Here is a 23,786-nt window from a genome sequence, read left to right on the forward strand (position 1 = left end):
ACATAATTTAGTAGGATTGTTCAAAAAATGTTTTCTTTTTTTTCAAAAAATAGAGAAAAAATTTTTAATATGAAAAAAACCCGTAATATACAGGTTTTTTTGGCATTCTTAAAAGATTATTTTTCCCTATCAAATACAAGGACATATGTTTTCCGATCATTATCGTCGTAGTTTACTACCACTGAAATGATTGTTTGATTATCATCCTCGAGCTGGATTGTTTTGTTTGTACCTCCTTCAATTTTAATGGAAGAACTACTGTAAGCAGCTGTTGAGTTAATCGTTATTGTCTTTACATCACTTGCAACCGCAATATGGTAGGTAAATTCATCGGACGAGAAGGTACTGTCCCAAGTACCTGTAGAAACAGATAAGGCTGACAGCTTGGCCTTTGTTGTTTTTTGCACGGTTCCAGAACTGTTGCTTACCTGTTGCAAGGAAGGTTGAAAAGAATTGCTTCTGTTATTTTGTGCTGAAGCGTTCATTTGTGATGCGTTCATTTGTGAATTCGCCGCTTGGGCCTTCTTTACATGTATCGTATAGGTTCTTTGCTCCCCGTTTTCCGCAGTTACAACAATGGGAATATCCGTCTTCCCAACAGGAAGTTCTACTTTAATCCCCGTTTCATTCATTGCAGCTCCATTCACACTAATGACAGATGTACTTTCGATCGCTGAAGCTGTGACAGTAATCGCTGAAACAGCGTTTGTTACATCAATGTCATAATCGGTTATCATGGAAGAAAAAGCTGGTGACAATTTTCCTGTTGATAGTTTAATATCTTTCAGTAGATTATTATTATTTTGTTCTCTTGTGACCGTTAGCGTATAGGTTTTCGTTGTGTGGACTCCATCATTAACCGTAATTGTGAACGTATTTTCACCCGTTTGAAGCGTAAAAGGGGCTTCATTTCCATCTGCTAGTGATTTGCCATTGATGGATACGGCTGAGGCTGGGTCATCACTTTCGGCATGAAGTGTAATCGTTTTAATATCATTTGAAACAGTAGCAGTATATTCAAAGATTTCTGCAGAAAAATCTTTGTCCAGGGGTATCCCTTTAATCTCTAACTTGGAAAGTGAATTTGCTTCGACTTGAGCAATACTTTCTGCAGCAGCGGTTGGTACATACGAAACCGTCCCCAAACTAACCAATGAGACCACTAGCATGGCGTGAATACCTTTTTTTTGTATCATTTTAAGCATTGTTAATCCTCCTATCTGCTTTCCTATTGGAAATGGAATTTGGACTAACTGTAACACTTTATGCTTAAGTTTATCTTAATTTTTTTTAAAAAAAATGCCGCAAACTGTTTAAGCCAGTTTGCGGCATTTTGGTTATCTCTGTTTGAATTCCTCTAATTTTGAAGAGATGGCTGCAGCTGCTTCTTCATCTGAAATTTGGAGTGCTTTTTTAAAAAGAGAATTTGCTAATGAACCCATTGGACCAGCGGCATTTATATCTAGAAAGCCTGTTAAACGAGTCTTATTCTTATTTAATGCAGTTGCTTCGAAATACCCTTCCCCAATGTACTTTTCGTTCTTACGCCTTAATTCAAAGCTTACTTTTCTTGGTTCATTCCACTCTTTTATGTCAATTAGCAAAGTCACCTTTTTCTTCACTAAACCGAGGTCACTCTTAAACTCCCAGCTGATAAGCCGCTCATTTATATTTTCATGCAAGATATAACCTGGTACAAGTGGGGCCCAATTATTCGCATCTCTTATGAAATCCCAGATAACTTCGATGGGGATATCTATTTCTAAATGTTGGAGTTCGCTTGGCATGTGTATCCCTCTTTCGTTTTCAAAGTAAAAGACCTTCAATTGGTTGAAGGTCTTTTTCTTAATATATATGTTTTAATTTACTGAGTATGTCAAAAGGAACTGGTTGATTCTTTCAGCGGCTTCAGATAGCCGTTCGTGCGGCTGGACCATGGCAATTCTGACAAAGCCTTCGCCCTGTGTTCCAAAAGCATCACCTGGAATGACCGCCACGCCTGCTTGGTCAATCAATTCAAATGCAAATTCCCGTGACTTCCATCCTGCTGGGATTTTTGCCCATATGAACATCGTGGCCGGAGACTTAGCCACCTGCCAACCGCTTTTTTCAAGACCCTCTACCAGAGCATCACGACGGATCTCGTACTGACCTGCTTGTTCTTTAAGGAATGAAAAATCAGAAGTTAGGGCCTTTACCGCTGCTTTTTGAATCGGATAAAAAATCCCATAATCAATATGTGATTTAAATGAAGCCAAAATATCAATTACTTGTTTATTTCCAACCACATAACCAATTCGACAGCCAGCCATGTTAAAGGTTTTAGATAATGAGTTAAATTCAATACCGACTTCTTTTGCCCCTGGTACTGCCATGAAACTAATTTGCGGGTTTTCATCAAAAATCAATTCTGAGTAAGCATAGTCATGTACAATTAAAATATTATGAAGCTTGGCAAAGCGAACGATCTCTTCAAAGAAGTTTTTATCTGCAAGAGCGGTTACCGGATTCCCGGGATAACTAATAATCATCATTTTTGTTTTCTTCAATACATCTATAGGAATATCTTCAAGTTTGGGTAAAAAGCGATTCTCAGCCAATAACGGCATGGGATATATAACCCCTCCAGCGATGTTGACGCTTGCTTCATAGATTGGATAGCCAGGATCCGGTACCAATACATAATCACCAGGGTCTATGATTGCTGATGCTAAATGGGCCAGCCCATCCTGAGACCCCATTAATTGCAGCACTTCGCTGGCAGCATCAAGGTTAACTGAATAGCGTTCTTTGTAAAAATAAGTGACCGCTTCATGAAATTCCGCAATACCCTTTAAAGTATATCCATAGGATCTCGGGTCCTGGGTGCATTCAACCAGCGTATCCATTACAATCTTTGGCGGTGCAAAATCTGGACTGCCAACACTTAAATCAATGACATCCTTCCCATTCTTAATCGCTTCCTGCTTTCGGTCCGCAATTTCTTGAAAAATACTTGATGACATTTTTTGAAGCTTTTCCGATGCAACAAAATTCATAGCACATTCCCCACAATCATTTCCTATTTGAATTTTTTGTAGAATAATAATTTTATTTATTTTAACATATTTCAGATTATAACAATCTTCGATTATGCAATCCACCTTGCAAAATACCCATTGATTATTATTGACTCATATTTTAAGATATTAGGATAGGTTTGAATTTTCGGAAAAGTCAACGAGATCATGGGGGGAGCTTGAGTTGAAATTCTTTCAATATGTTTTATTTTTCCTAGGATTAATTTTTTTTGGCTTAGGAAATGCAATTGCCGTGAAAGTAAAATATGTGGGACTACACCCATGGGAAGTTCTTAATGTAGCACTTTATCAGCATTTCGGATTAACGATTGGCACTTGGGGAGTCATTTGTGGACTCTTTCTGATCATCGTTTCTTTGTTTGTTGATCGAAGATATATTAGTATAGGGACAATCTTAAATGCTTTATGCATTGGTCCAATCATGGACTTTTTCCTTTGGCTGGATATACTTCCAAAAGCAACAAATACGTGGGTTGATTATTTCATCCTCCTTTCCGGGATTGTCATTACCGGAATTGGCGGCGGAATGTATGTAGCGGCTGGAATTGGTGCCGGCCCGCGGGATGGCTTTATGCTCTCTATTTCTGATAAATCAAAGTTGTCGGTCAGCCAGGCACGAATCATTGTTGAAAGCCTTGTTTTAGTTTTCGGATTCCTTTTAGGAGGTCCGATATTTATCGCCACTTTTATTTATACCTTTATCCAGAGTCCTGTTTTTCAACGTTCATTAAAGTTTTTTAAAGGATTAGTAGCATCTATCCAAAAAAAGAGAAATCCCACTCAAAAAGGGATTGCCATATAACACAAACCCAATTCAAGCCCTCACCATAATAAGTGAGGGCTTTTGGTTAAATAGGTCTGTTGATTGGAGCGCAGGCAATCTTCTGTTGTTTACTATAAGTCTGAGCTTTTAATAAGTCTCCCCATGTTAAAAGTGAATGTTTTTTTTCTCCTGAATAAATAGGATTGATGAAACTTAGGAGTTCCCCGTCCAGTGAACGAATTTCAAATCTAATCCATGAAACCTCTTCTTTTTTTAAAGTAAACTGTTTTTGAATAATTTTACCTTCATGAATCCGTTCCTTGGCAAGTATAATACCGTCTCTAATCCACCAAAGGCATCCATTATCAGGAATTTTTATAAACATTACTTCGTACCAAATATGGATTTCATCCTTCCAATCAAAACACATAGACAAATCGCTTCCAGGGAGATAGGATTCTCCATCCACAATTATATTTGTCAAATATTCCGGTCCGCGTGAAACGTAGGCTCTTCCATTTTTAACTCCATCCAATAAAGCTCTGGCTGAAAGACCTTGGCAAAAGACATACGTTGCTGGATCACCTATCACGGAGGGGGGGCCCCCTTCTTCATAGGACTCAGTTGGGAGCAAATGAGAATCTGAGCCGCCAATCCCAAAAATACGATAGCCGTCATTCCAAAGGTTGTTCCATAAGTGGAGAGCCTCTTCGGTTGCCACTGGATTATCTTTATAGGTAGGGTCATTCCAAATTTCCACAATATCAATGGTTGCAAGTAGGGTTTTCCGATATTGCCATTCCCACGGCTTCAGCATCGGATGATTGATGCTGACAATGGCGCCGGCAGCTTTTACCTCGCGGATAATCCGGTTCATCCCTTCCTCGGATTCCATCCCGCCATCATGACAATTTGGGCGCCAATCAATCCATTTGGTAAGCCCTAGAGCATTAAAATGCCCTTTAGACGAGGTGATTTCTACTCCAGGCAAAACCATAATTGAATCATCCGTCCACTTTGTTGGAATGATATTATGGTCAGTTGCCGCAAAAAAGTCGAGCTCCATTTTTTTAGCCTGGTTCATGCCGCTCTTCGGAGTCATCTTTCCATCGGATTCGGTTGTATGGGTATGAAAATCCCCTTTATACCACTGTGCGGCACTCTTATAGATTCTCTCGTTACAATATTGGTTGAGCTCAAATCCTCCTGTTATTCCGCGAGCCGCCCAGTTAACCCCAGCAATCTCATTTTGATTGCTCTTGCCAAAACCGCCGATATATTGAATGGCATAATGGTGTTCTTCTGAAAAACGAGAACTAAGAATTTCCATTGTCCAGCATCCGGTCTCGATTTCCCCAGCAACGGCTCCAAAGCTTGCTACGTTTGGATCAGATGATATAAAAATTTTTTTCGGTTCTTTAATAAGTAGAGATTGGGCCCTAAGGCATCGAGTTGGGTCCCAAATTAATATGGAATACCAGCCATTTTTAGAAAGAGAAACACTTAGCTCAATCCAATCATATTTCTGTTCCACATCAAACGTTAGTGTGATAGCGGGTGAATGGACGACACCGTTTATCGTCGTTGTATATGAAGCTTTCAAGACTGGTCCCCCCTTATTTTTGTACTTTTTCAAGGGCACGCTGCGCTTCTTTTTGTGCTTCCTTTAATGCCTTCTCAGCTGAAATCCCTTCAATTTCTACTTTATCTGCTGCCTTAACTAGTGCATCATAGATTTTTCCGCCAGTTGGGTCAACAAAAGGCGGTGTTGCGATTTGTGCCTGCTGAAGCGGAATATTAATTTGTGGATTCTTTGCCGCGAACTCTTTGTAAGAAGGAACATCCTGAGCCGACTTTCTAACTGGAATATAACCTGAATTAATCGACCAATCGGCTGTGTTTTCAGCATTAGTAAAAAACTTCAGCCATTTAAAGGCTGCTTCCTTTTGCTCTTTAGTAGCTAGTGTCAGAATCGCTCCCATTTGTGCTCCAGCATGAGGAGCAGCTTGTTTTCCTTCCCAGCCTGGCTGCGGGTACGCCGCTAAAATGGAAAAGTCTAAATCTCCTTGGTCACCGCTTGAACCAGTATAGCCTGCAGCACGTCCCTGCATGACATCGTCAATGGTTTTATACCAATATTCCCAGCCCTGGCCATCATGATGGATCGCCATCGTTTGGTCTTCATGAATTCCTTTTTTGAAAAATTCCCATGCCTGGGTCCATTCAGGGGAATCGATTAACACTTTTTTGCCATCCTCACTTAAATATTTCGCCCCATTACTTAACGCTGCATCAATCATATTATCTGGTCCCCACATTGGCTCCCATCCATAAACCTCAGTGCTGCTGCCATTTTTCTTCGTCAGTTGTTTAGCTGCAGCTGACAGCGATTCCCATGTTTTCAACTGGTCTGGAGCAATTCCTGCTTTTTCAAACATATCCTTTCGGTAATATAGGACTTGTGTTGTTCCGTAGAGCGGCAGTGCGTATTGTTCACCGTTAATTGTTCCCTGTTGATAAAAGGCTTCTATGAAATCCTCTGGCTTGAAGTCTGCATCCTCTTTTATGTATGTAGTCAATGGTGCAAGGGCTCCCTTTTTAGCAAAAGCATTCATTGGGTCATTTTTTAAAAGGACTGCCGCTGGCACCTTTTTTGCTGCAATTGCCGCTTGAAGCTTTTGAAGAGTCTCATCATAATCGCCTTGGGCAACACCAATAACCTTTACTTCATTTTGACTATTGTTAAATTCTTTGATTTTTTTTTCGACACCCTTGCCCAGCTTGCCGCCAAGCCCATACCAAAACTCAATTTCAACCTTACCATCCGATGATGACTTCGAGGATGAACAGCCCGAAATTAATGAAACTAGTAAAATAAGAATTGCACTAAATGAGAATATCTTTTTTGTAAACATTAATTCATCTCCTTTTAACCCTTTAGTCCCTGGTCACTGATGCCAGAGATAATCCATTTTTGAATAAATACAAACAACAATAATAACGGCAGTACGGCGAAGGTACTTGCAGCCATGATGAGCGGCCACTGAATTCCATAGGCGCCCTCTTGTATGAAGAATTGTCTTAGTCCAGTAGTAATGAGATATTTGCTTTCACTTGTCGTAATAAGTGTAGGCCAAAGATAGTTATTATAGTTTTGCACGAAGCTAATGAGTGCAAATGTTATGAACGTTTCTTTTGTTATGGGGAGAATAATTCTCCAAATGATCGTCCAATGTTTGGCACCGTCCACTCTTGCAGCTTCGATTAATTCCTTTGGAACCTGCAGGAAAGCTTGCCTAAACAGGAAGATCCCAAATACACTAACTGCATTTGATAGTATCAATCCTTTATAAGAATCTAGTAAATTAAAATCTGCTAATATGACGTAGCTCGGTACATACGTCGCTGCAACTGGTAGCATGTAGGTAATTAATATGATTGAAAATAGAAAATTTCTTCCTCTAAATCTCATTTGAGTGAAGGCATAGGCGATTAATGCTGAATTTAACACTTGGATAAAGATAATGATTACTGCTGTAAAAACGCTGTTAAGAATATAATGGTCAAACGGCGCCATCGACCAAGCTTCGCTAAATTGATTCCACATCGGTTTTTCCGGCCAAAGGGTTGGCGGAAAATGAAATATTTCCTCCTTCGTTTTAAGGGCACTTACCACCATCCAAAAGAAAGGGAAAATCATCATGATACTTATAAAGATCAAAATTAAATGCTTTATTACTAAAATAGGTGTTTTGATCAAATACTTGATGCCCCCTCTTTATTGATAATGAACCCAGCGTTTTGCTAAACCAAACTGAATAAAAGATAATATTGCTGTTATTATTACGAGCAAAATGGCAAGTGCCGTTGCTTTGCCCATATTAAACTCTTCAAATGCTGTCTGGTAATAGAAATAGAGAATTGTTCGCGTACTTCCTGCCGGCCCTCCCTGGGTTAAGACCTGAATCTGATCATAAGCCTGCAAAGTATCAATAGATGTAATCACTATTAGAAATAAAGTGGTTGGTGAGATCATTGGAACTGTTATATGTACTAATCTGCGCCATTTACTTGCACCATCTAGTTCGGCTGCTTCATAAAGACTGACGGGTACCTTTTTCAATGCATTTATATAAAAAATCATCGACCACCCAACACCTTTCCAGATGCTTACAATAATAACCGCTGGCATGGCCCATGTCGAACTGGAGGTCCAATCAATAGAGGGAAGGTGGAACCAGTTTAAGACCCAGTTCGCAACGCCGACCTTTGGCTCATATATCCATGACCAAACGATAGAAACCGCAACAGTGGGGGTAACCCATGGTGAAAAAATCAAAGTCCGATAAATTCCCATCTCCCTTCCTTTTCCACCTGCCATAAGTGCTAGTAATAATCCTAAGGCAACACTTGGAATGACTACCCCCATCGAAAACATAAGGGTTTTCAGCAAAACCGAATAAAAAGTGGTATCAGTTAATAGTTCACTATAATTACTGAAACCAAGATATTCATAATCAGGGCTGACATAATCCCAATCTGTAAAACTAATGAGCAGTGATTTTACCATCGGATAAAGCCAAAAGATTGTTAGAGGAATGACTGCGGGCAATAGAAATAGGATTGGAGTAAAAGATAGTTTTCTTTTTCTATTTCTTAAATCTACTAGACCTTTAATCAACTTTAGTTTTGTTTCAGGTACACTCAAATAACTACCTCCTCATTTCAATTTATGAACTAATCAAAATAATATTCATTCAAAAATTGAACACATTTTTCATCTTACCAGTCATTTCCTATTATGTAAATATAAAAGTTGAAAAAATTGTCACATTTTCTGAATAACTAATACGTAAAAAGCCGCTAAGTGGATTATGAACCACCTAGCGGCTTTAAATTACAGTATTATGACCATGCTTCTTCGAGTATTTCTCTAAATAATTCATCGAGCATTGGTGTGATGTCTTCCTTCGATACAGATAATGTTTTCGTATAAACCTCTATGCGTTTGATTTCTTTTTCAATAAATTCATTAATAGCCGCAACTTTTGGTTCAAGATTTAGCTCGTCACCTTTTATTTTCCGCACTAATAATGTATTGATTTCGTCTTTCAGCTGGCCATCTTCAAGAAGGTCTTTAACCAATTCCTGAAATTCATTTGGGGGCACTGTATTATATTTTTCAATCCATTTACACGCTAAAATGGGCCGTAATACATAAAAGTATTTCTTGATTTTGACGTGTTCACCTTGAAGATAATCCCGGTAATTTCCCTTTGCCATATTTAAATAGTGATGAAGAGCGGATTGTGGTAAAAACACTTGGTTTTGAATAGCTCTCATTTTTTCCACTAATGAAAAAGCTTGATAGTAAACAATTCCAGAATGGAGCCATTCCATAAGCGGCGGGTTGGACTTTTTAAAAAGTCTTAAAGCTTTTCGAATTTCCCAGCCATTAATATCAAGAAGTTCATTAATTGGAAGCTCAATCACATCTCGCTTTTGGTCAATCGACAAATACCATTCTTTTTTATGGACATAAATAAACCTGACATCGTAGTCACTGTCCTTAGAAGGAAATCCCCATGCCCGACTCCCTGATTCAACCGCATAACAAATTTTCACATCATACTGATTTTCGATTCTATTAATTTCTTCAAGAATCTTCTCTCTCAAATTAATCTCTCCTTAAACCATTCCTTGTCCATAGACTTTGACAAAACTTTCGATAGTCCTGATGGAATCGTTGTACCCAATGGCCCTTCTTCCCAGGTAATTGGCGAGCTTCAAAAGAGGAAATAGGGACTATTTCTTGAATGGAATTGGTTACAAACATCTCGTCGGCATCAAGTGCTTGTTCTAAAGTATAAAGGCCTTCTTTTACACACAGGCCAATCCTCCCCGCTAGCTCCATTACAAATTGACGTGTTATGCCATTTAAAATACCAGTGCATAAAGCTGGGGTGTAAAGTTCCTTGTCTTTAATCCAAAAAATATTGGAGACAATCCCCTCCGCTAAATGTCCATCCGCGGTTAAAAAGATTCCTTCTTGCTCGAGGGATGGCCCAATTTCTCTTTTTGCCAGCAAATTATTCATAAAATGATGGGATTTAAGACGCGCTTCCCCCTCGGGTGTGTTACGTTTCAGCTTTAAAAGGGCAGCCTTTTTTTCGAGTAATTCGCCAGCGGGTGGCAGCTCTTTTGGAAAAATAATAAGGTTTGGATCCATGAAAGGTTCTGTCTGCAGCCCAATATCCCCGGAACCTGCTGAAACATTTAAGCGGATATAAGCGTTTGTAAAATTATTTTTTTCTAGTAAGGCCTGCAGAATATTATTTGTTTCCTCTCGATAAAAGCGATAGTTAATATTAAGTATACTTAATCCATGATTAATCCGCTCTATATGATCGTCTAAAAGAAATGGATGCCCCTCATAGACACGAAATGTTTCAAAGAGGCCCAGCCCATATAAGAAACCATGATCGAAGGGTGATATCATTGCAGCTTCTTTTTCAACCATTTGACCGTTTAAATAAATAAACATATTAATTAACCAATGAAACTTTTCGATAATGTTGAACGAAATTACGCAATAACTCTTTCCCACAGGTAGTCATGATTGATTCCGGGTGAAACTGTACCCCTTCTATCGGAAGCTCTTTATGTCGAATAGCCATAATTTCCCCTTCCTTTGTCCAAGCTGAGATCTCAAAGCATTCAGGCAATGTATCTCTTTTGACGATTAAGGAGTGATATCTTGTAGCGGGAAAAGGATTGGGCAGCCCTTGAAAAATGGTTTTTCCGTCATGATACATTTCGGAGGTTTTACCATGCATGAGCCGTTCTGCTTGAACAACTTCCCCATTAAAGGCTTGGGCAATGGCTTGATGCCCAAGACAAACACCGAAAATAGGAGTACGTCCTGCAAATGCGTGAATTGCCTCCAAACTAATTCCGGCTTCATTTGGACTGCATGGCCCAGGTGAAACCATTAAAAATCCTGGCTTTAATTCAGCAATTTCATTAATCGTGGTTTGATCGTTTCGTTTCACGACTAATTCTTCTCCAAGCTCTCCCAGGTATTGAACTAAATTAAAGGTAAAAGAATCATAATTATCAATCATAAAAATCATTGCTGCTCACCCTTCTGCCATTTCTTTTGCTTTCCATAGCGCTGCTGCCTTCTTCAGTGATTCTTTATATTCATGCTTTGGATTGGAATCAATCACGATGCCTGCACCAGCTTGAACATGTGCCATTCCATCCTTTACAAGCATTGTTCGAATAATAATGTTTAATTCTAAATCGCCGCTAAAATCTATCCAGCCCAGAGAACCGGTATAAATACCCCTTCGAACAGGCTCAAGCTCTTCTATTATTTCCATCGTCCGTACTTTAGGTGCACCTGTTATCGTTCCGCCAGGAAATACAGCGTCAATGATATCAAAGCTTGTTTTATCATCCGCTAATTCTCCTCTTACATTTGACACGATGTGCATTACATGGGAGTATTTTTCGATCACCATAAATTCATTTACTTCGACAGTTCCGTATTTACATACTCTCCCAAGGTCATTGCGCTCAAGGTCGACAAGCATCACATGTTCTGCTCGTTCCTTGTCATTCTCTATTAATTCATTGGCAAGTTTGATATCCTCTTCATGGTCCTTCCCTCTCGAACGGGTACCGGCAATCGGCCGAGTGCTAACTTCAGTTCCACTCTTTTTCACTAAAAGCTCTGGCGATCCACTAACTAACTGAAAGTCTGGCGTATGAAAATACCCCATATATGGTGATGGGTTTAAAGACCTTAATTGTTGGTAAACATCAATCGCATCTACTTGCAACGGTTTGGATTGGCGCACCGCGAGATTGACCTGGAACACATCCCCTTGTGCGATATATTGCTGAATCTGTTTGACGGCTCCTTTAAATTCATCCTCCGTCATTGAAACCTGTAAGTTATTGTTGTCATTCTTACTGTCACCTGAACGCGTGGGCGCAGTAGGTTCCTGAAGCCAGTGCCTTTCCCAAACAGAAAGCTTCTCCTCGATATTCCGATCATTCTCAGCCAAAATCAATAACCATAAAGTATCATTCTCGTGATCAAACACAAACCATTCTTTTACGATAAAAAAGAAAATATCAGGTGTATCTAAATCATCCTTCGCTAATTCCGGAAGCTTTTCGATATACCGAGCGTAATCATAGCTTATGTATCCGATCGCCCCGCCTAAAAAACTTGGGAGACCCTCTATTTTATCGACGTGATACTTGTCCATCCATTCCTTTAATAAATAAAGGGGATTTCCTGCAATTGTTTCTGTACCTTTTTCATTTATTATTTCTAGCTGATTATTTTTCCCTTTCACTATTGTTTCAGGTTCAAATGCTGCAATACTATAACGCCCTCCACGTCCGCTTTCTAATAAAACGTGATATTTACTGTTTTGAGCGAGCGTACGAAATTGGTGAAAAAACCTTGAATATGAATAAGGAATTTTTTTACTATAAACATGAAGATGCGGCAAATCATTCACTCCTATCAAATTCTCTTTACTCATCATACTTTAACAAAAGCTATTTTCGCAAAAACAAAATATAAACTTAAACATTCACTTAAGAATTATTTGGTGTATGTTTTTTATTGTCCGAAATAAGAAGGATAAATTAGTGCTTCTGTGGAAAAAAAGGTAATAAAATGAATAGTTGGAATTATACGAATTTTAGGACTTAGGAAGGGAGCCTTTTCATGAACAAAGAATCAATATTGGTTGTTGAGGATGAAGAAAAGATCGCCAGGCTGCTTGAGCTTGAACTTGAGTATGAAGGCTATAGCGTTACCAAGGTGACGGATGGTCTGGAGGCATTTGATGCTTATAGGACTGGTAAATGGGATTTAATTTTATTAGATGTCATGCTACCCGGTTTAAGTGGAATTGAACTGCTCCGCCGAATTCGAATAACTGATAAACAAACTCCTGTTTTGTTATTAACGGCAAAAGGGTCAGTAGAGGATAAAGTCTCAGGTCTTGATTATGGTGCAAATGACTATATAACTAAGCCCTTTCAAATTGAAGAAGTTCTTGCGCGAATTCGTGCTGCCCTTAGAGTCAAAATAGTTAAGGAAGTCGAACAAAATGCAATAGACACCGATGTCTTATTTTTTGCTGATTTAAAAGTTAATCAAAAAACGCGTGAAGTATTACGTGGACAGGATACCATCGATTTAACTCCTAGGGAGTTTGATTTGCTCGTTTATTTACTTATTAATAAACGTCAGGTATTAAACAGGGACCAAATTTTAGAAGCTGTATGGGGTTATGACTTTATGGGAGATACAAATGTTGTCGATGTGTATATTCGTTACGTAAGGAAGAAAATAGACCTTCCAAATATGCCAGCCTTAATTCACACTGTCCGAGGGGTTGGTTATGTATTGAAGGAAGCAAAATGAAGCTGAGTAGTAAAATCAATTTGTCAACGGCTGTCTTGTTTGCCTTCCTTTTAATTGTCATGAATTTTTTGGTATATATTTCTTTTAGTAAATTACTTCTCGGTAGTGAGATAGATACTGCTAATAGGGAATTAAAAAAAACAGCAGATGCCATTGGGCAGTCACTCGGTACCGTTCCCGATTTAGATTTGCTCCGCTCTTATGTTCCTATCGACGGAATGATCAGATTTGTACCAAAAGATAATCAACGAATCATTTCAGTGACAAGTTCAACAGAAAATAAACTTAAAGAAAGAATTACGAAATTTTCCAAAACGGAAATCAGTCAATTCATTGAATATCAAAATCAATCCTATATATTTGAATCGATGCCAATCATAATGTCTAACGGTAATGAAGGGAACCTTCAAATTATAAAAAGCATAAAAACAACCACAAATAATTTAAATATACTTCGACTTGTTCTCATTTTGGTTACCTTCCTTGCATTGGTTCCAGTGATTGTCTCCAGCAGGATTTTAAGCAAGCTGATCACCAGTCCAGTGACCACGATGATCAAGACGATGACCGAAATTAGGCAGAGCGGCCGCTTTAAACGCCTAATACTCGAGGAAAAATCAAAGGATGAACTTTATCAAATGGGCAAGACCTTTAACCACATGATTGACTTGCTTGAAACCAATTATGAAAAACAAAAGATGTTTGTCTCAAATGCTTCCCATGAATTTAAAACCCCTTTAACAATCATTGAAAGCTATTCCAGCCTATTAAAAAGAAGAGGTTTGGCTGATCCCAAAATTTTTAACGAATCAATTGAAGCTATTCATTCAGAAGCTATTCGGATGAAAGACATGACCGAACAGCTATTATTACTTGCAAAACATCACGAACAATGGAACATTCATAAGACAGAGATAAATCTAACAAGTTTTTTAAAACAATCATTAATTACTTTCCGGAATGCTTACAACATTGACATTCACTATGCCGATGAAAATGACAGCGAGCCTCCATTAACTGTACTTACTGATGACAAAAAATTAAAGCAGCTTTTATTTATCTTTCTTGATAATGCTCGAAAATATAGTGATGACACAATAAAAGTTGCTTCAGGAATTATGGATGGTGAGGTATATATCAAAATAATGGATCGCGGTATAGGGATGAGTACTGAAGATCTGACAAAAGTTTTTGATCGCTTTTACCGAGTCGATAAGGCCAGAAATAGAAAAAAAGGGGGGGCTGGCCTTGGACTCTCTTTAGCAAAGGAAATCGCAGACGCCATTGATGTTAGGCTTCAGCTTGACAGCAAAGAAGGAGTCGGAACCACTGCTGCTCTTTTTCTAGAAAAGTAATAAAATACTTATTTTCTCAGCATTTTCTAATTTTTATATAAGAAAATAAGAGTACGCATATGTGGTGAGGTGGAAAAATGAAGAAAAAAGGATGGAAATGGCTGATTGTTTGCGTTATTTTGGCAGGAATTATTTTTATAGGCTGGAATAAGCTTGGACCTTCAAAGGCAAACGCTGAAATTCTTTCAGAAAAGGAAGCACAATTACTCGTTGAAAACCGATACCAGGGAACGGTCACACAAATTAAACTGGCAGGCAAACAATATCATATGAAATTAGAAAAACAAGAACTTCTTTATCAGATCAAGATAGATGCGACAAGCGGTAAAATATTATCTTTACAGAAATTAGATAACAAAACAATACTCCCTGAGGAACCTACTTCGACAGGTTTATCGGAAGAAAAAATAAAAGCCATTATTTTATCAGAGGCAAATGGAACAATTGTGTCTTTAGAAAAGTTGGAAAGCAATGGAAGTCCTATTTACAAGGCTGTTGTCACTACAGAAAACAAACAGACAACGATTACCGTAAATGCTGTAACAGGCTCAATCCTTTCAACCGAATCAATCAATATTCATGAACCGCCAAAGAGTTTAACTGAGACAGAGGCCGGGCAGATTGCCATTAAACAAGTGAAGGGAATTGTGGACCATATTTGGCTTGAAACAAAAGGAAGTGTCACCTATTACCTGATAAAAGTAAAATCAACATCCGGTCAGGAGGCTATTGTGCAGGTACATGCCATAACCGGCAAAGTGCTTTCAGTAACATGGGATGACCGTAAAAAAGAGGATGATGACAATAAGGTAGATAGAAAAGCTGAAGATGATCAAAAAATAGACGATAAGAAAAAAGATGATAAAAATGACGATCACTGATACGCCCACTAGCGAAACAATTACTTTCTCATTACTTTCTAATGTTTCCCTTTCCTATTCTCTAATCTTCGCTGGATATTCTATAAATGTAAAAACGAATATGAAGGAGGAATTTCAATGAAAAAGAAGATTATTGTTGGGGCGATATCAGGGTTATTAATTTTGGGTGGTGCGGCATTTGCAAGCGCATCAAAAAACAATACTCGGGTTGATGATTCGAATCATCTAGATGACAGTAAGAGTAATGTCAATACAAGGGTGAATGGGCAAAAGGTAGAAATCGAAACAGAGCATGGAAAGACATATATTAAGGTAAAGTCCGAAGTTAGTAATGGCTCACAGTCTGCCAATAATGGCGTAAATGATGACAATAAAACAAATGATGGATCACATCAAAACAGACATAGCGGCGATGAAGATAACAAAACCGTTGACGGCGCACATCAAAATCGACACAGCGGCGATGATGATCAAAAAACTGACGATGGGACACACCTAAACAGTCACAGCGGCGATGATGACCAAAAAATTGACGATGGGACACACCAAAACAGACACAGCGGCGATGATGACCAAAAATCCTCTGATGGTGAACATCATAACAGACATAGCGGGGATGATGATAACTAATTTCATAATAAAGATAAAGAAGCCCCATCCAAACGGATAGGGCCTCTTTTTTTGCTTAAGATTTTTTAGGTAATGCTATAATAGTATTTATTCAATTTATCTATTAATTCTATAGAGACCAATCGACTTTTTAAATAGGTGGCGTATAGGCATGGATTTGCATCAGTTATATGTTTTTACTAAGGTTGTGGAGCATAAAAGCTTCTCAAAAGCAGCTGAAGATATTTTTTTAAGCCAATCAACCGTAAGCTCTCATATTCATTCATTAGAAAAAACGCTGAACGTTAATCTTTTTGACCGCGTCGGAAGGGAAATTGTCCTTACTCCCCATGGCGAACGTTTGTACCAGTGGGCATTAAAAATTTTATTCTTAAAAGAGCAAGCTTTGCTGGACTTAAATCAAGGAATGACAGAGTTACGGGGAATGATCCGCATGTCAGCTAGTTCTGTCCCAGGGCAATATCTTGTACCTAAGATGGTGAAGCGATATAGAGAGAAATTTCCTAAAGCAACATTTCATATTAATCAATCCTCTTCCAAATTTGTTGCTGAACAGGTGCTAAATGGTTCTGTAGATATTGGGATATTAGGTGAAAAATATGAAAATGATAAGCTCCATTTTATTCCCTTATTAAAAGAAAAATTAGTCCTTGTAACTTCAAATCAAGTGCCAATGATGGAAAAGATGACCATAAAGACCATCACTAAGTATCCCTTTATTATGAGGAATTCTGCTTCAGGGACCAATGCAGCGATAGAAAGGGTTTTAAAGAGGAATAAAATTCAAAAGGAAGACATGAATATAATAGCTTATACGGACAGTGTCCAGAGTATTATCCAATTTGTGATGCAGGACATAGGGATATCGATTATTTCAGAAGTCGCAGCCAGGGAATATGCAAAGCATAATTCCATTAAAATATATGAACTTAATGATTTCACAGAAGAAAGGTATTTCTATCTTGTCTATAATCAAAATAGAACCCTTTCAATGATTGCAAAACTATTCATTGATGAAGCAGCAAAATTAATTTAAAGGCTATGTTAAATTGGGATATTGATTTGCGCTCCAATCAACTTTGTTTTAAAATCAACAATAACTTTTTACAAAACTAATAAAAAAACAGAATGAAGCCCATATCCACATAATGGATAGGGCTTCATTTTTTAGTATAAAAATACGTTAGTCAAAGAATTAGGAAATTTTCTTTAGCTCTTCCGTCAACTTTAGGAATAAATCTTTGTTTCCGTCTTGTAATGTTTGGTCGATTTCCTTGCGGAGTTTTTCTCTCTTAAATTCTTTAATGGCATTGTTTAAAAACATCTCTGCAACTACAGCATCAGTATTTTCATCTGAATGTTGTGGTGAATTTAGTAATTTCTTTTCCATGGAAATCAACTCCTTGAGCTTTTTTTTATTATACTAGGAGTTTTCTAAAAATTCAAACACTTTATTTCAAAAAAACCAAAAAAAGTTGAAAATCTTAATAAAGGTTACCAAAAATTTTATTGGTGTAAGGTTGAAAAATTGGGGAAAATTAATTTCAACTATTTATTTAGAATGGGAGGAAGAAATTGATGAAGCAGGATGTATTAACCGGTTATCAACCAGTAAATAACATTAATATTTATTATGAATTTTATCCAAATCAGTCATCGGACAAAACGTTCGTTTTACTACATGGTTTTCTTTCCTCCACCTTCACTTTTCGCCATTTAATTTCCTTACTCAAACAGGAGTATCAAGTGTTATCAGTAGACCTTCCCCCTTTTGGGAAAAGCGCAAAATGCAATCGATATGTCTATTCTTACAAGAATTTAGCTCAAACAGTCATTAAACTTACAGAGTCATTTGGATTAAAAAACATAACCTTTATTGGGCATTCAATGGGCGGGCAGATTGTCTTAAATATTCTTCACATGGTGCCCGAGCTTGCAGATAAAGCCATTTTGCTGTGCAGTTCGGCCTATCTCAAGCGGTCAAAATTGCCTCTGGTCTTAACCAGTTACATTCCTTACTTTCACCTATTTGTAAAGTATTGGTTCGCGAGAACAGGAGTAAAAAAGAATCTCCAAGAAGCGCTTTATAATCACTCAATCATTAATGAAGAAATGATTAACGGCTACTTACAGCCCTTTTTACAGGATGAAATCTTTGTTGCTCTAACAAGAATGATAAGGGACCGTGAAGGCGATCTTCCACCGAAAATCCTAAAGGAAATCAAAACTCCCTGCCTGCTGATCTGGGGTGACCATGATAAGTCTATGCCGCTTAAAGTTGGTGAAAAACTAAACAAAGATTTAGCAAATTCTGAACTGATAGTCCTAAAAGAAACTGGTCATGCAATCCCGGAAGAACGGCCAAACGAGATCTTTGACTATATCCAAAGCTTTCTTGGGAAATTTCAAGCCGTCTAAAAAACCACCAAGCTCCTTAACGCTTGGTGGTTTTGATTTTTACTACGTAAAAAATACTATTTATTTAAACCAGCCTTTTTCCTTCGATTGGGTAATTGCTTCGATACGGTTTTTTACTTCAAGTTTATCCAAGATGATGGAGATATAATTGCGGACGGTTCCTGTTTTTATGCTGAGTTCTTCTGCAATTTCTTTTGTATTTTTGCCATCAGCAACAAGTTCTAACACTTCTTTTTCACGGTCAGTTAAAGGATTTTCCTCCCCGTATACATCGTCCATTAATTCCGGTGCATAAATTCTTCGGCCTGCCATCACGCTCCGGATCGAGCCAGCTAGTTCATCACTGGGGCTGTCCTTTAATAAATACCCACTGACACCAGCCTTCAATGCGCGCTGAAAATACCCCGTCCTAGCAAATGTAGTAAGAATGATTACTTTGCAGCCAAGCCCTTTAAGATCCTCAGCTGCCTCAAGTCCACTTTTTCCCGGCATCTCAATATCCATGATACAAACATCTGGTTTGAATTTTTTCACAAGTGAGACAGCTTCTTCCCCATTTGAGGCCTTTCCCACTACTTCCATATCTTCTTCCAAATTAAGCAGTGATCCAAAGGCCCCTAGAAGCATTTGCTGGTCCTCAGCGATAACGATTCTTATCATTTTCGCTCCTCCTTATCCAAATGCGGCTTTACATCATTCGGTACTTTTAGGATTAAGGTTGTTCCATTATTAGTCACAAGTTCAAGACTGCCGTTAATGAATTCAAGCCGCTCTTTCATTCCAATTAGTCCATGCCCTTCCGCTAAAAACCCTTCTGTACCTTTAAATTTACCATCATCACGAATGGTTAATACAATTTCCTTCCACGATTGCTCAATTGAAACATAACAAGTTGTGGCTCCGCTATGTTTGACCACATTATTAACGGCCTCTTTCAAGCACATACTTAATATATTCTCAGTCAATAACGAAACATTCGTCAGAGTGAACTCTTCTTCAGAAACTAATTGAATCTGGGCGGCCCTCAGAATCTCCTTAACCCGTAACATTTCATCTTTTATACGAATACCCCTCATCGAAGAAACCATTTTTCTTACTTCGCTTAGTGCAGTCCTTGCCGTTTGCTGAACATCCTTCAATTCATTCCTGGCTTGCTCAGGGTCTTTCGTGATCAATTTTCTTGCCAAATCCGTCTTCAATCCTATCAAGGAAAGTTTTTGTCCTAAAGTATCATGAAGATCCCTGGCAATCCGCTGCCGTTCCTCCAATTTTACAAGCTCAGAAATTTTTTTATTGGCATATTCCAATTTTTCTTCAAGCTGCCCTCTTTCTTTCCGGTTATAAATACTGAATGGGAGTAGGATCACACTAATCCAAATGATAATAACAAAGGGCAATTGCTGTAAAAAGAGCTTTTCATGCATAACGATGCTGTAATTAATTGATGCCGATGTACTGAGCAGATGGATAAAATACAAGGTTAAAAAAGCTGCGCGGTCTTTTATATTTCCAATAAAATAGGCAAGAAAAAAAGCAAAATAAACATAGCTGAATAGACTGGTCGCTGTTATGGAGATACCAATAAGGATTAATGTCCAAAGATAGACAGGCCATCCTTTAGAAATAAACGCGATCCGATAAAGGATAAAAAATAGAAGCGTTAGTAAAATTCCTACTACGATTTGAAGGGTGGTAGGCGCTTGAAAAATGAAGTAAAACGGTAAAATGCAGAGAACAGTCCAAATATATGGAGCAATCCCATTATTTTTTTGGAATGTCATATACTTTTTAATCATGAGCTGTACCTCTTTTTTTAGTAATTCCTTATCCACTATCTTAACGCAAAGTACCTTCATTTGGAAAGAAAACGAAAAAACTCCACTATTTTAGGTCAGTGGAGTTTAAATCTTTATCTTATTTAGAGCTTACCAAAACTTTTCGACTTTCCTCAAGGCGACGAGCTACCTTTTTGTGGTTTTCCTTTGCAGCCTTTAAATATTCATCGGAAACTTTTTGCCAGCCATTACGGCGCTCTCTTGCATATTTAACATAGTTTTCACTACCTTCAACAAAATTTTCTTCAAATCGTTGAAGTAGATCTATGCCGGCTGCAAGTGGAGCCATAGTTAACTGCTCGATTCGTTCGGATACCACACCAAACTGGTCCTTCAATTCAGGGCGTATTGCCTGTTTTTCATCAACTCTTTTAGCCAGATTACTTGAAACTCCTTTAACAAGTTCTGTACTTGTTTGCCTGGAAGTTTGAAAAAGATTGGCAAGTGAGCCTCTAAATTCTTGATTAAACTTTACCGCTTCTTTTACAGCATTAAGATACGCATCTTCTCTTCTTTCGCGCAGCTTTCTTGCTTGATTTAATGATTGCTCATATTGATTCCAGAATGTGTCTACAAAACGATTGGAATCAAATGCTCCTTCTTGATCAACTTTCTTAGTAGTCATAGTTTATCCCTCTCCTTTTTGTTTGTTCCTCAATTAGAACAAAAGCTTCGTATGTATTTTCTTAGCTAGTCTATATATGTAATTTACACCTATGTGTCATAATCTGTCAACACTGATTATATAATAAAATAATCAGAATCTTAAAAATGTTTATACCTTAGGAATGTTGGAAACATAGATTATTATAAAAACTTGAGGAGGAATGCATTTTGAGCGAAGTTTTCAGGAACTGTTCAGGAATTCCCTATTTAAGACTCGGTAAGGGTGAGCCATTAGTTTTTATTCACGGTCTAGGAGAAGTTAAGGAGGGCTGGTCTAATCAATTTGAATTTGCCGATCAATATGAGTTAATCATTCCCGATTTACGGGGGCATGGTGAATATCAATCCCCTGGAGAAATATCAATTAAAAATTTTGCATACGACGTCATCACCCTTTTAAAAGGCCTTGAAATTGAAAGCGCACACATATGCGGCTTGTCTATGGGGGGGATGGTGGCACAGGAAATTTATCGCCAGGCTCCTGAAATGTGCCGTTCCTTAATGCTTGTCAGCACCTTCCATTATGCACCGAAGCAGCTTGGAAAGTTATTCTTGAAATTCAGGGAAGCACGTGCAGAAAATAAGTCTCCTGACGACCTAAGAGAAACAGCTGCAAAGATTTGCCTTTACTCATGGTCAAAGGAAAATTTTGATCACTTTTATCAATATTATAAACCAAATAGTGAATATTATTTTAAATCGATGGAAGCATGTCTAAAAGTGAATAATTTAAGTCTGCTTCCTAAAATTAAAGTTCCAACTTTAATTATTGGGGGACAATATGATTCAGTCATCCCCGTTTGGGTTCAATTACTGATGCACAAACAAATTCGCCATTCCGAGTTTGTTATTTTCAGAAATACTGGTCATGTTGCCAAGCTTGAAGCGAAGGAAGCCTTCAATGAAGTCCTGCGTAACTTTTTAAATAAACACACAAGGGCAAGTTAGCGGGGAAGGAACTAGTTCCTTCCTCCTCAAATTGCTCATACTTATTATATATTTACTTGTACTTAAATTTATTACAGAATAATTTTAAATTGGATTAGAACGGCTGGAAGCCCATTTATCGACAATGCCAGCAAACATTCCGGACAGCGCCATACCAACATGGCCAGATTCAACCACGATATAGGTTTTATCCTCACTTGAGACTAAATCCATTATCGGCTTGCTCTGATCTTCCAAAATTAAATGATCTCTGGAGCCAGAAACGACGAAAAGATTTGCCTTAATATTCTTTAGATCCGCTTTTTTGTTGCCGATTATAAATTCTCCTTTTACCAGCTTATTCTCTTTGAAAAAGTCATTCGCCAATTGGCGGTATGCTTCCCCTGCAAATGGAACCTGGTCAATTGTCCACTTATTCATTCTTCGCCACTTATCCACATAACGCTTATCGTGTGCCCTGCTTAAAAGCAAGGTATGGTTTGTAAAATAAATTGGAGCTCCAATGGCTCTGAACATGCCTTCAACTAATTGAGGCGGCATATTTCCATAAACATCAATAAAATGGTCAATATTCATATCACCATTTCTCATACCTTCAGCCCATTTATCCGGTCCCACGAATGGGCCGAAATCGATTGGCACCGTTGCTACAATCAAGTTTTTAATTGGTTCATCTGCAACTGCAGCATAGAGTGAAGCTATAGTTCCGCCTAAACAGTAGCCGACAAGAGTAATTTCTTCTGCACCAGAATGACGAATGGCCCTTTTTACTGCCGTTCTTAAATATTTATCAATGTAGGTGTCTAAACCAATTTTCTTATCTTCATAGCCTGGTGTACCCCAGTCCAATAAATACACTTCATAGCCCATATTGGTAAGACCCTCGATCACGCTGGCCTTTGGGGCAATATCTAAAATGTACGGTTTATTAAAAAGTGAATACACCAAAAATAATGGAACCTCATACTTTTTCTCTTTGGCAGGATAATGCCATAATACCGACTTATTCTTTCTCCATACTTCATTTCTTGGAGTAAGCCCTATTTTTGGCTCTGGTTCACTTAAAATCTTAAAAACCTGAGACCATCGCTCCATTTCCTTCTCGTAATTCAAATCTGGGATTGCGTTCTTTAAAGGTGATTCTGTTGCCACTATCTTCCCTCCATTCCGCTATTATTTGGTCGCCCCAGCACCAGCAAGCTCACGCTCAGCGCTTTTGTCTTTTTCAATCAAACCTTTTAGTGTTTCAAATTCTTCTTTAAAATCATTTAACTTTAAGAGCTCAAATTTCATTTCCTGCAGCTCGGCATGTAAATCCTTAGAATCTGAAAGCTCTTTTTTTGTTTTCACTAGCTCTGTTTTAAGCTGTTTTGTTAGTTTAATAATCTCCTTGGATACTTCCACAACACTCTCAATATCCTTGCTTTGAGATTTTACAGAATCCTGCAGATCCCATATTTGTTCCTCAAGAGCTTCAATTTTTTCCTCTGTCTGAATCGTCAAGGCTGCCACGTTCGTCACATCATTTTTAGTAGGCAAATTTAAAACACTAGCAAGTGCTTCTTGATTTTTTTTAAATTGATCAAGATAACGGGAATGAATCTCTGTTCCTACATTGGACATTTTGACAAATTCTTTATTATTCGTCCAAAGATAGATAAAATCATTGATCTGCTTTTCCCATAATTGGCTAAACTTATGAAGAGATTCATATGGATCATATGTTTTTTTGCCTGTCATCATTTCCACCCCT

At 38.1% G+C, this 23,786-nt stretch carries 25 protein-coding genes; 8 read left to right on the plus strand and 17 right to left on the minus strand.

Features of this window, described 5'->3' with window-relative positions:
• Positions 1 to 116: 116 nt before the first annotated feature.
• The 3 genes from V7161_RS04175 to V7161_RS04185 all read right to left on the minus strand — a co-directional run bounded on the left by V7161_RS04175 (position 117) and on the right by V7161_RS04185 (position 3,038).
• The gene (locus V7161_RS04175) at positions 117 to 1,205 is read right to left on the minus strand and encodes a cadherin-like beta sandwich domain-containing protein (protein WP_335442504.1); all 1,089 of its coding nucleotides are present in this window, start codon (positions 1,203 to 1,205) and stop codon (positions 117 to 119) included.
• 132 nt (positions 1,206 to 1,337) lie between these two features.
• Positions 1,338 to 1,787: a CoxG family protein gene (locus V7161_RS04180; RefSeq protein WP_335442506.1), complete on the minus strand. Its 450-nt coding sequence runs from the start codon at positions 1,785 to 1,787 to the stop codon at positions 1,338 to 1,340.
• 72 nt (positions 1,788 to 1,859) lie between these two features.
• Positions 1,860 to 3,038 (minus strand): LL-diaminopimelate aminotransferase, encoded by a 1,179-nt coding sequence (locus V7161_RS04185; RefSeq protein ID WP_335442508.1) that lies wholly within the window; start codon positions 3,036 to 3,038, stop codon positions 1,860 to 1,862.
• A 205-nt stretch (positions 3,039 to 3,243) separates the two neighbouring features.
• Between V7161_RS04185 and V7161_RS04190 the strand changes: the two genes are divergently transcribed.
• Positions 3,244 to 3,882, plus strand: coding sequence for a YczE/YyaS/YitT family protein (locus V7161_RS04190; RefSeq protein WP_335442510.1), 639 nt, complete (start codon positions 3,244 to 3,246; stop codon positions 3,880 to 3,882).
• A gap of 46 nt (positions 3,883 to 3,928) precedes the next feature.
• Here V7161_RS04190 and V7161_RS04195 read toward each other — a convergent pair whose 3' ends face one another.
• The 8 genes from V7161_RS04195 to pabB form a co-directional block, all read right to left on the minus strand.
• Positions 3,929 to 5,446 carry a CehA/McbA family metallohydrolase gene (locus V7161_RS04195; RefSeq protein WP_335442512.1) on the minus strand — a complete coding sequence of 506 codons (1,518 nt, stop codon included), beginning with the start codon at positions 5,444 to 5,446 and terminating at the stop codon, positions 3,929 to 3,931.
• Between the two features lie 13 nt (positions 5,447 to 5,459).
• Positions 5,460 to 6,758 carry an ABC transporter substrate-binding protein gene (locus tag V7161_RS04200; protein WP_335442514.1) on the minus strand — a complete coding sequence of 433 codons (1,299 nt, stop codon included), beginning with the start codon at positions 6,756 to 6,758 and terminating at the stop codon, positions 5,460 to 5,462.
• A gap of 14 nt (positions 6,759 to 6,772) precedes the next feature.
• Positions 6,773 to 7,603 (minus strand): carbohydrate ABC transporter permease, encoded by an 831-nt coding sequence (locus V7161_RS04205; RefSeq protein WP_335442516.1) that lies wholly within the window; start codon positions 7,601 to 7,603, stop codon positions 6,773 to 6,775.
• Positions 7,604 to 7,621: 18 nt separating this feature from the next.
• Positions 7,622 to 8,467, minus strand: coding sequence for a carbohydrate ABC transporter permease (locus V7161_RS04210; RefSeq protein WP_420491571.1), 846 nt, complete (start codon positions 8,465 to 8,467; stop codon positions 7,622 to 7,624).
• Between the two features lie 281 nt (positions 8,468 to 8,748).
• On the minus strand, positions 8,749 to 9,519 hold the full coding sequence (locus tag V7161_RS04215) for a nucleotidyltransferase domain-containing protein (protein ID WP_335442518.1): 771 nt from the start codon (positions 9,517 to 9,519) through the stop codon (positions 8,749 to 8,751).
• Position 9,520: 1 nt separating this feature from the next.
• Positions 9,521 to 10,387, minus strand: a complete 867-nt coding sequence (pabC, locus tag V7161_RS04220; protein WP_335442520.1) for an aminodeoxychorismate lyase — start codon at positions 10,385 to 10,387, stop codon at positions 9,521 to 9,523.
• Position 10,388: 1 nt separating this feature from the next.
• On the minus strand, positions 10,389 to 10,976 hold the full coding sequence (gene pabA, locus V7161_RS04225) for an aminodeoxychorismate/anthranilate synthase component II (RefSeq protein WP_335442522.1): 588 nt from the start codon (positions 10,974 to 10,976) through the stop codon (positions 10,389 to 10,391).
• Between the two features lie 6 nt (positions 10,977 to 10,982).
• On the minus strand, positions 10,983 to 12,374 hold the full coding sequence (gene pabB, locus V7161_RS04230; protein WP_335442524.1) for an aminodeoxychorismate synthase, component I: 1,392 nt from the start codon (positions 12,372 to 12,374) through the stop codon (positions 10,983 to 10,985).
• Between the two features lie 221 nt (positions 12,375 to 12,595).
• On the opposite strand from pabB, the gene V7161_RS04235 reads away from it, so the two are divergent.
• From V7161_RS04235 to V7161_RS04255, 5 genes are all read left to right on the plus strand, one after another.
• On the plus strand, positions 12,596 to 13,300 hold the full coding sequence (locus V7161_RS04235; RefSeq protein ID WP_335442526.1) for a response regulator transcription factor: 705 nt from the start codon (positions 12,596 to 12,598) through the stop codon (positions 13,298 to 13,300).
• Positions 13,297 to 14,655: a sensor histidine kinase gene (locus V7161_RS04240; RefSeq protein WP_335442528.1), complete on the plus strand. Its 1,359-nt coding sequence runs from the start codon at positions 13,297 to 13,299 to the stop codon at positions 14,653 to 14,655. Before V7161_RS04235 ends, V7161_RS04240 begins: the two co-directional genes overlap by 4 nt.
• A 77-nt stretch (positions 14,656 to 14,732) precedes the next feature.
• The gene (locus V7161_RS04245; RefSeq protein ID WP_335442530.1) at positions 14,733 to 15,536 is read left to right on the plus strand and encodes a PepSY domain-containing protein; all 804 of its coding nucleotides are present in this window, start codon (positions 14,733 to 14,735) and stop codon (positions 15,534 to 15,536) included.
• 117 nt (positions 15,537 to 15,653) lie between these two features.
• Positions 15,654 to 16,166 (plus strand): hypothetical protein, encoded by a 513-nt coding sequence (locus V7161_RS04250; protein ID WP_335442532.1) that lies wholly within the window; start codon positions 15,654 to 15,656, stop codon positions 16,164 to 16,166.
• 151 nt (positions 16,167 to 16,317) lie between these two features.
• Positions 16,318 to 17,202: a selenium metabolism-associated LysR family transcriptional regulator gene (locus tag V7161_RS04255; protein ID WP_335442533.1), complete on the plus strand. Its 885-nt coding sequence runs from the start codon at positions 16,318 to 16,320 to the stop codon at positions 17,200 to 17,202.
• Positions 17,203 to 17,361: 159 nt separating this feature from the next.
• On the opposite strand, the gene V7161_RS04260 is transcribed toward V7161_RS04255, so the two are convergent.
• Positions 17,362 to 17,556 carry an IDEAL domain-containing protein gene (locus V7161_RS04260; protein WP_223595040.1) on the minus strand — a complete coding sequence of 65 codons (195 nt, stop codon included), beginning with the start codon at positions 17,554 to 17,556 and terminating at the stop codon, positions 17,362 to 17,364.
• A gap of 188 nt (positions 17,557 to 17,744) precedes the next feature.
• On the opposite strand from V7161_RS04260, the gene V7161_RS04265 reads away from it, so the two are divergent.
• A complete protein-coding gene (locus tag V7161_RS04265; protein WP_335442536.1) occupies positions 17,745 to 18,584 on the plus strand; it encodes an alpha/beta fold hydrolase in 840 nt (279 codons plus the stop codon).
• Between the two features lie 60 nt (positions 18,585 to 18,644).
• Here V7161_RS04265 and V7161_RS04270 read toward each other — a convergent pair whose 3' ends face one another.
• From V7161_RS04270 to V7161_RS04280, 3 genes are all read right to left on the minus strand, one after another.
• Positions 18,645 to 19,244, minus strand: coding sequence for a response regulator transcription factor (locus V7161_RS04270; RefSeq protein WP_223595037.1), 600 nt, complete (start codon positions 19,242 to 19,244; stop codon positions 18,645 to 18,647).
• On the minus strand, positions 19,241 to 20,380 hold the full coding sequence (locus tag V7161_RS04275; RefSeq protein ID WP_223595036.1) for a sensor histidine kinase: 1,140 nt from the start codon (positions 20,378 to 20,380) through the stop codon (positions 19,241 to 19,243). The genes V7161_RS04270 and V7161_RS04275 overlap by 4 nt, the downstream gene beginning before the upstream one ends.
• Before the next feature lie 118 nt (positions 20,381 to 20,498).
• On the minus strand, positions 20,499 to 21,044 hold the full coding sequence (locus V7161_RS04280; protein ID WP_335442538.1) for a hypothetical protein: 546 nt from the start codon (positions 21,042 to 21,044) through the stop codon (positions 20,499 to 20,501).
• A 209-nt stretch (positions 21,045 to 21,253) separates the two neighbouring features.
• Between V7161_RS04280 and V7161_RS04285 the strand changes: the two genes are divergently transcribed.
• Complete coding sequence (locus V7161_RS04285; RefSeq protein ID WP_335442540.1) at positions 21,254 to 22,033, plus strand: alpha/beta fold hydrolase; 780 nt, start codon at positions 21,254 to 21,256, stop codon at positions 22,031 to 22,033.
• Positions 22,034 to 22,117: 84 nt separating this feature from the next.
• Here the strand turns inward: V7161_RS04285 and V7161_RS04290 are convergent, their stop codons facing one another.
• Positions 22,118 to 23,185, minus strand: coding sequence for an alpha/beta fold hydrolase (locus V7161_RS04290; RefSeq protein ID WP_335442541.1), 1,068 nt, complete (start codon positions 23,183 to 23,185; stop codon positions 22,118 to 22,120).
• A gap of 21 nt (positions 23,186 to 23,206) precedes the next feature.
• The gene (locus tag V7161_RS04295; protein ID WP_335442542.1) at positions 23,207 to 23,773 is read right to left on the minus strand and encodes a polyhydroxyalkanoate biosynthesis repressor PhaR; all 567 of its coding nucleotides are present in this window, start codon (positions 23,771 to 23,773) and stop codon (positions 23,207 to 23,209) included.
• Between the last annotated feature and the right edge of the window lie 13 nt (positions 23,774 to 23,786).

Source organism: Neobacillus drentensis, from assembly GCF_036965425.1.
Lineage (GTDB): Bacteria > Bacillota > Bacilli > Bacillales > Cytobacillaceae > Neobacillus > Neobacillus drentensis_F.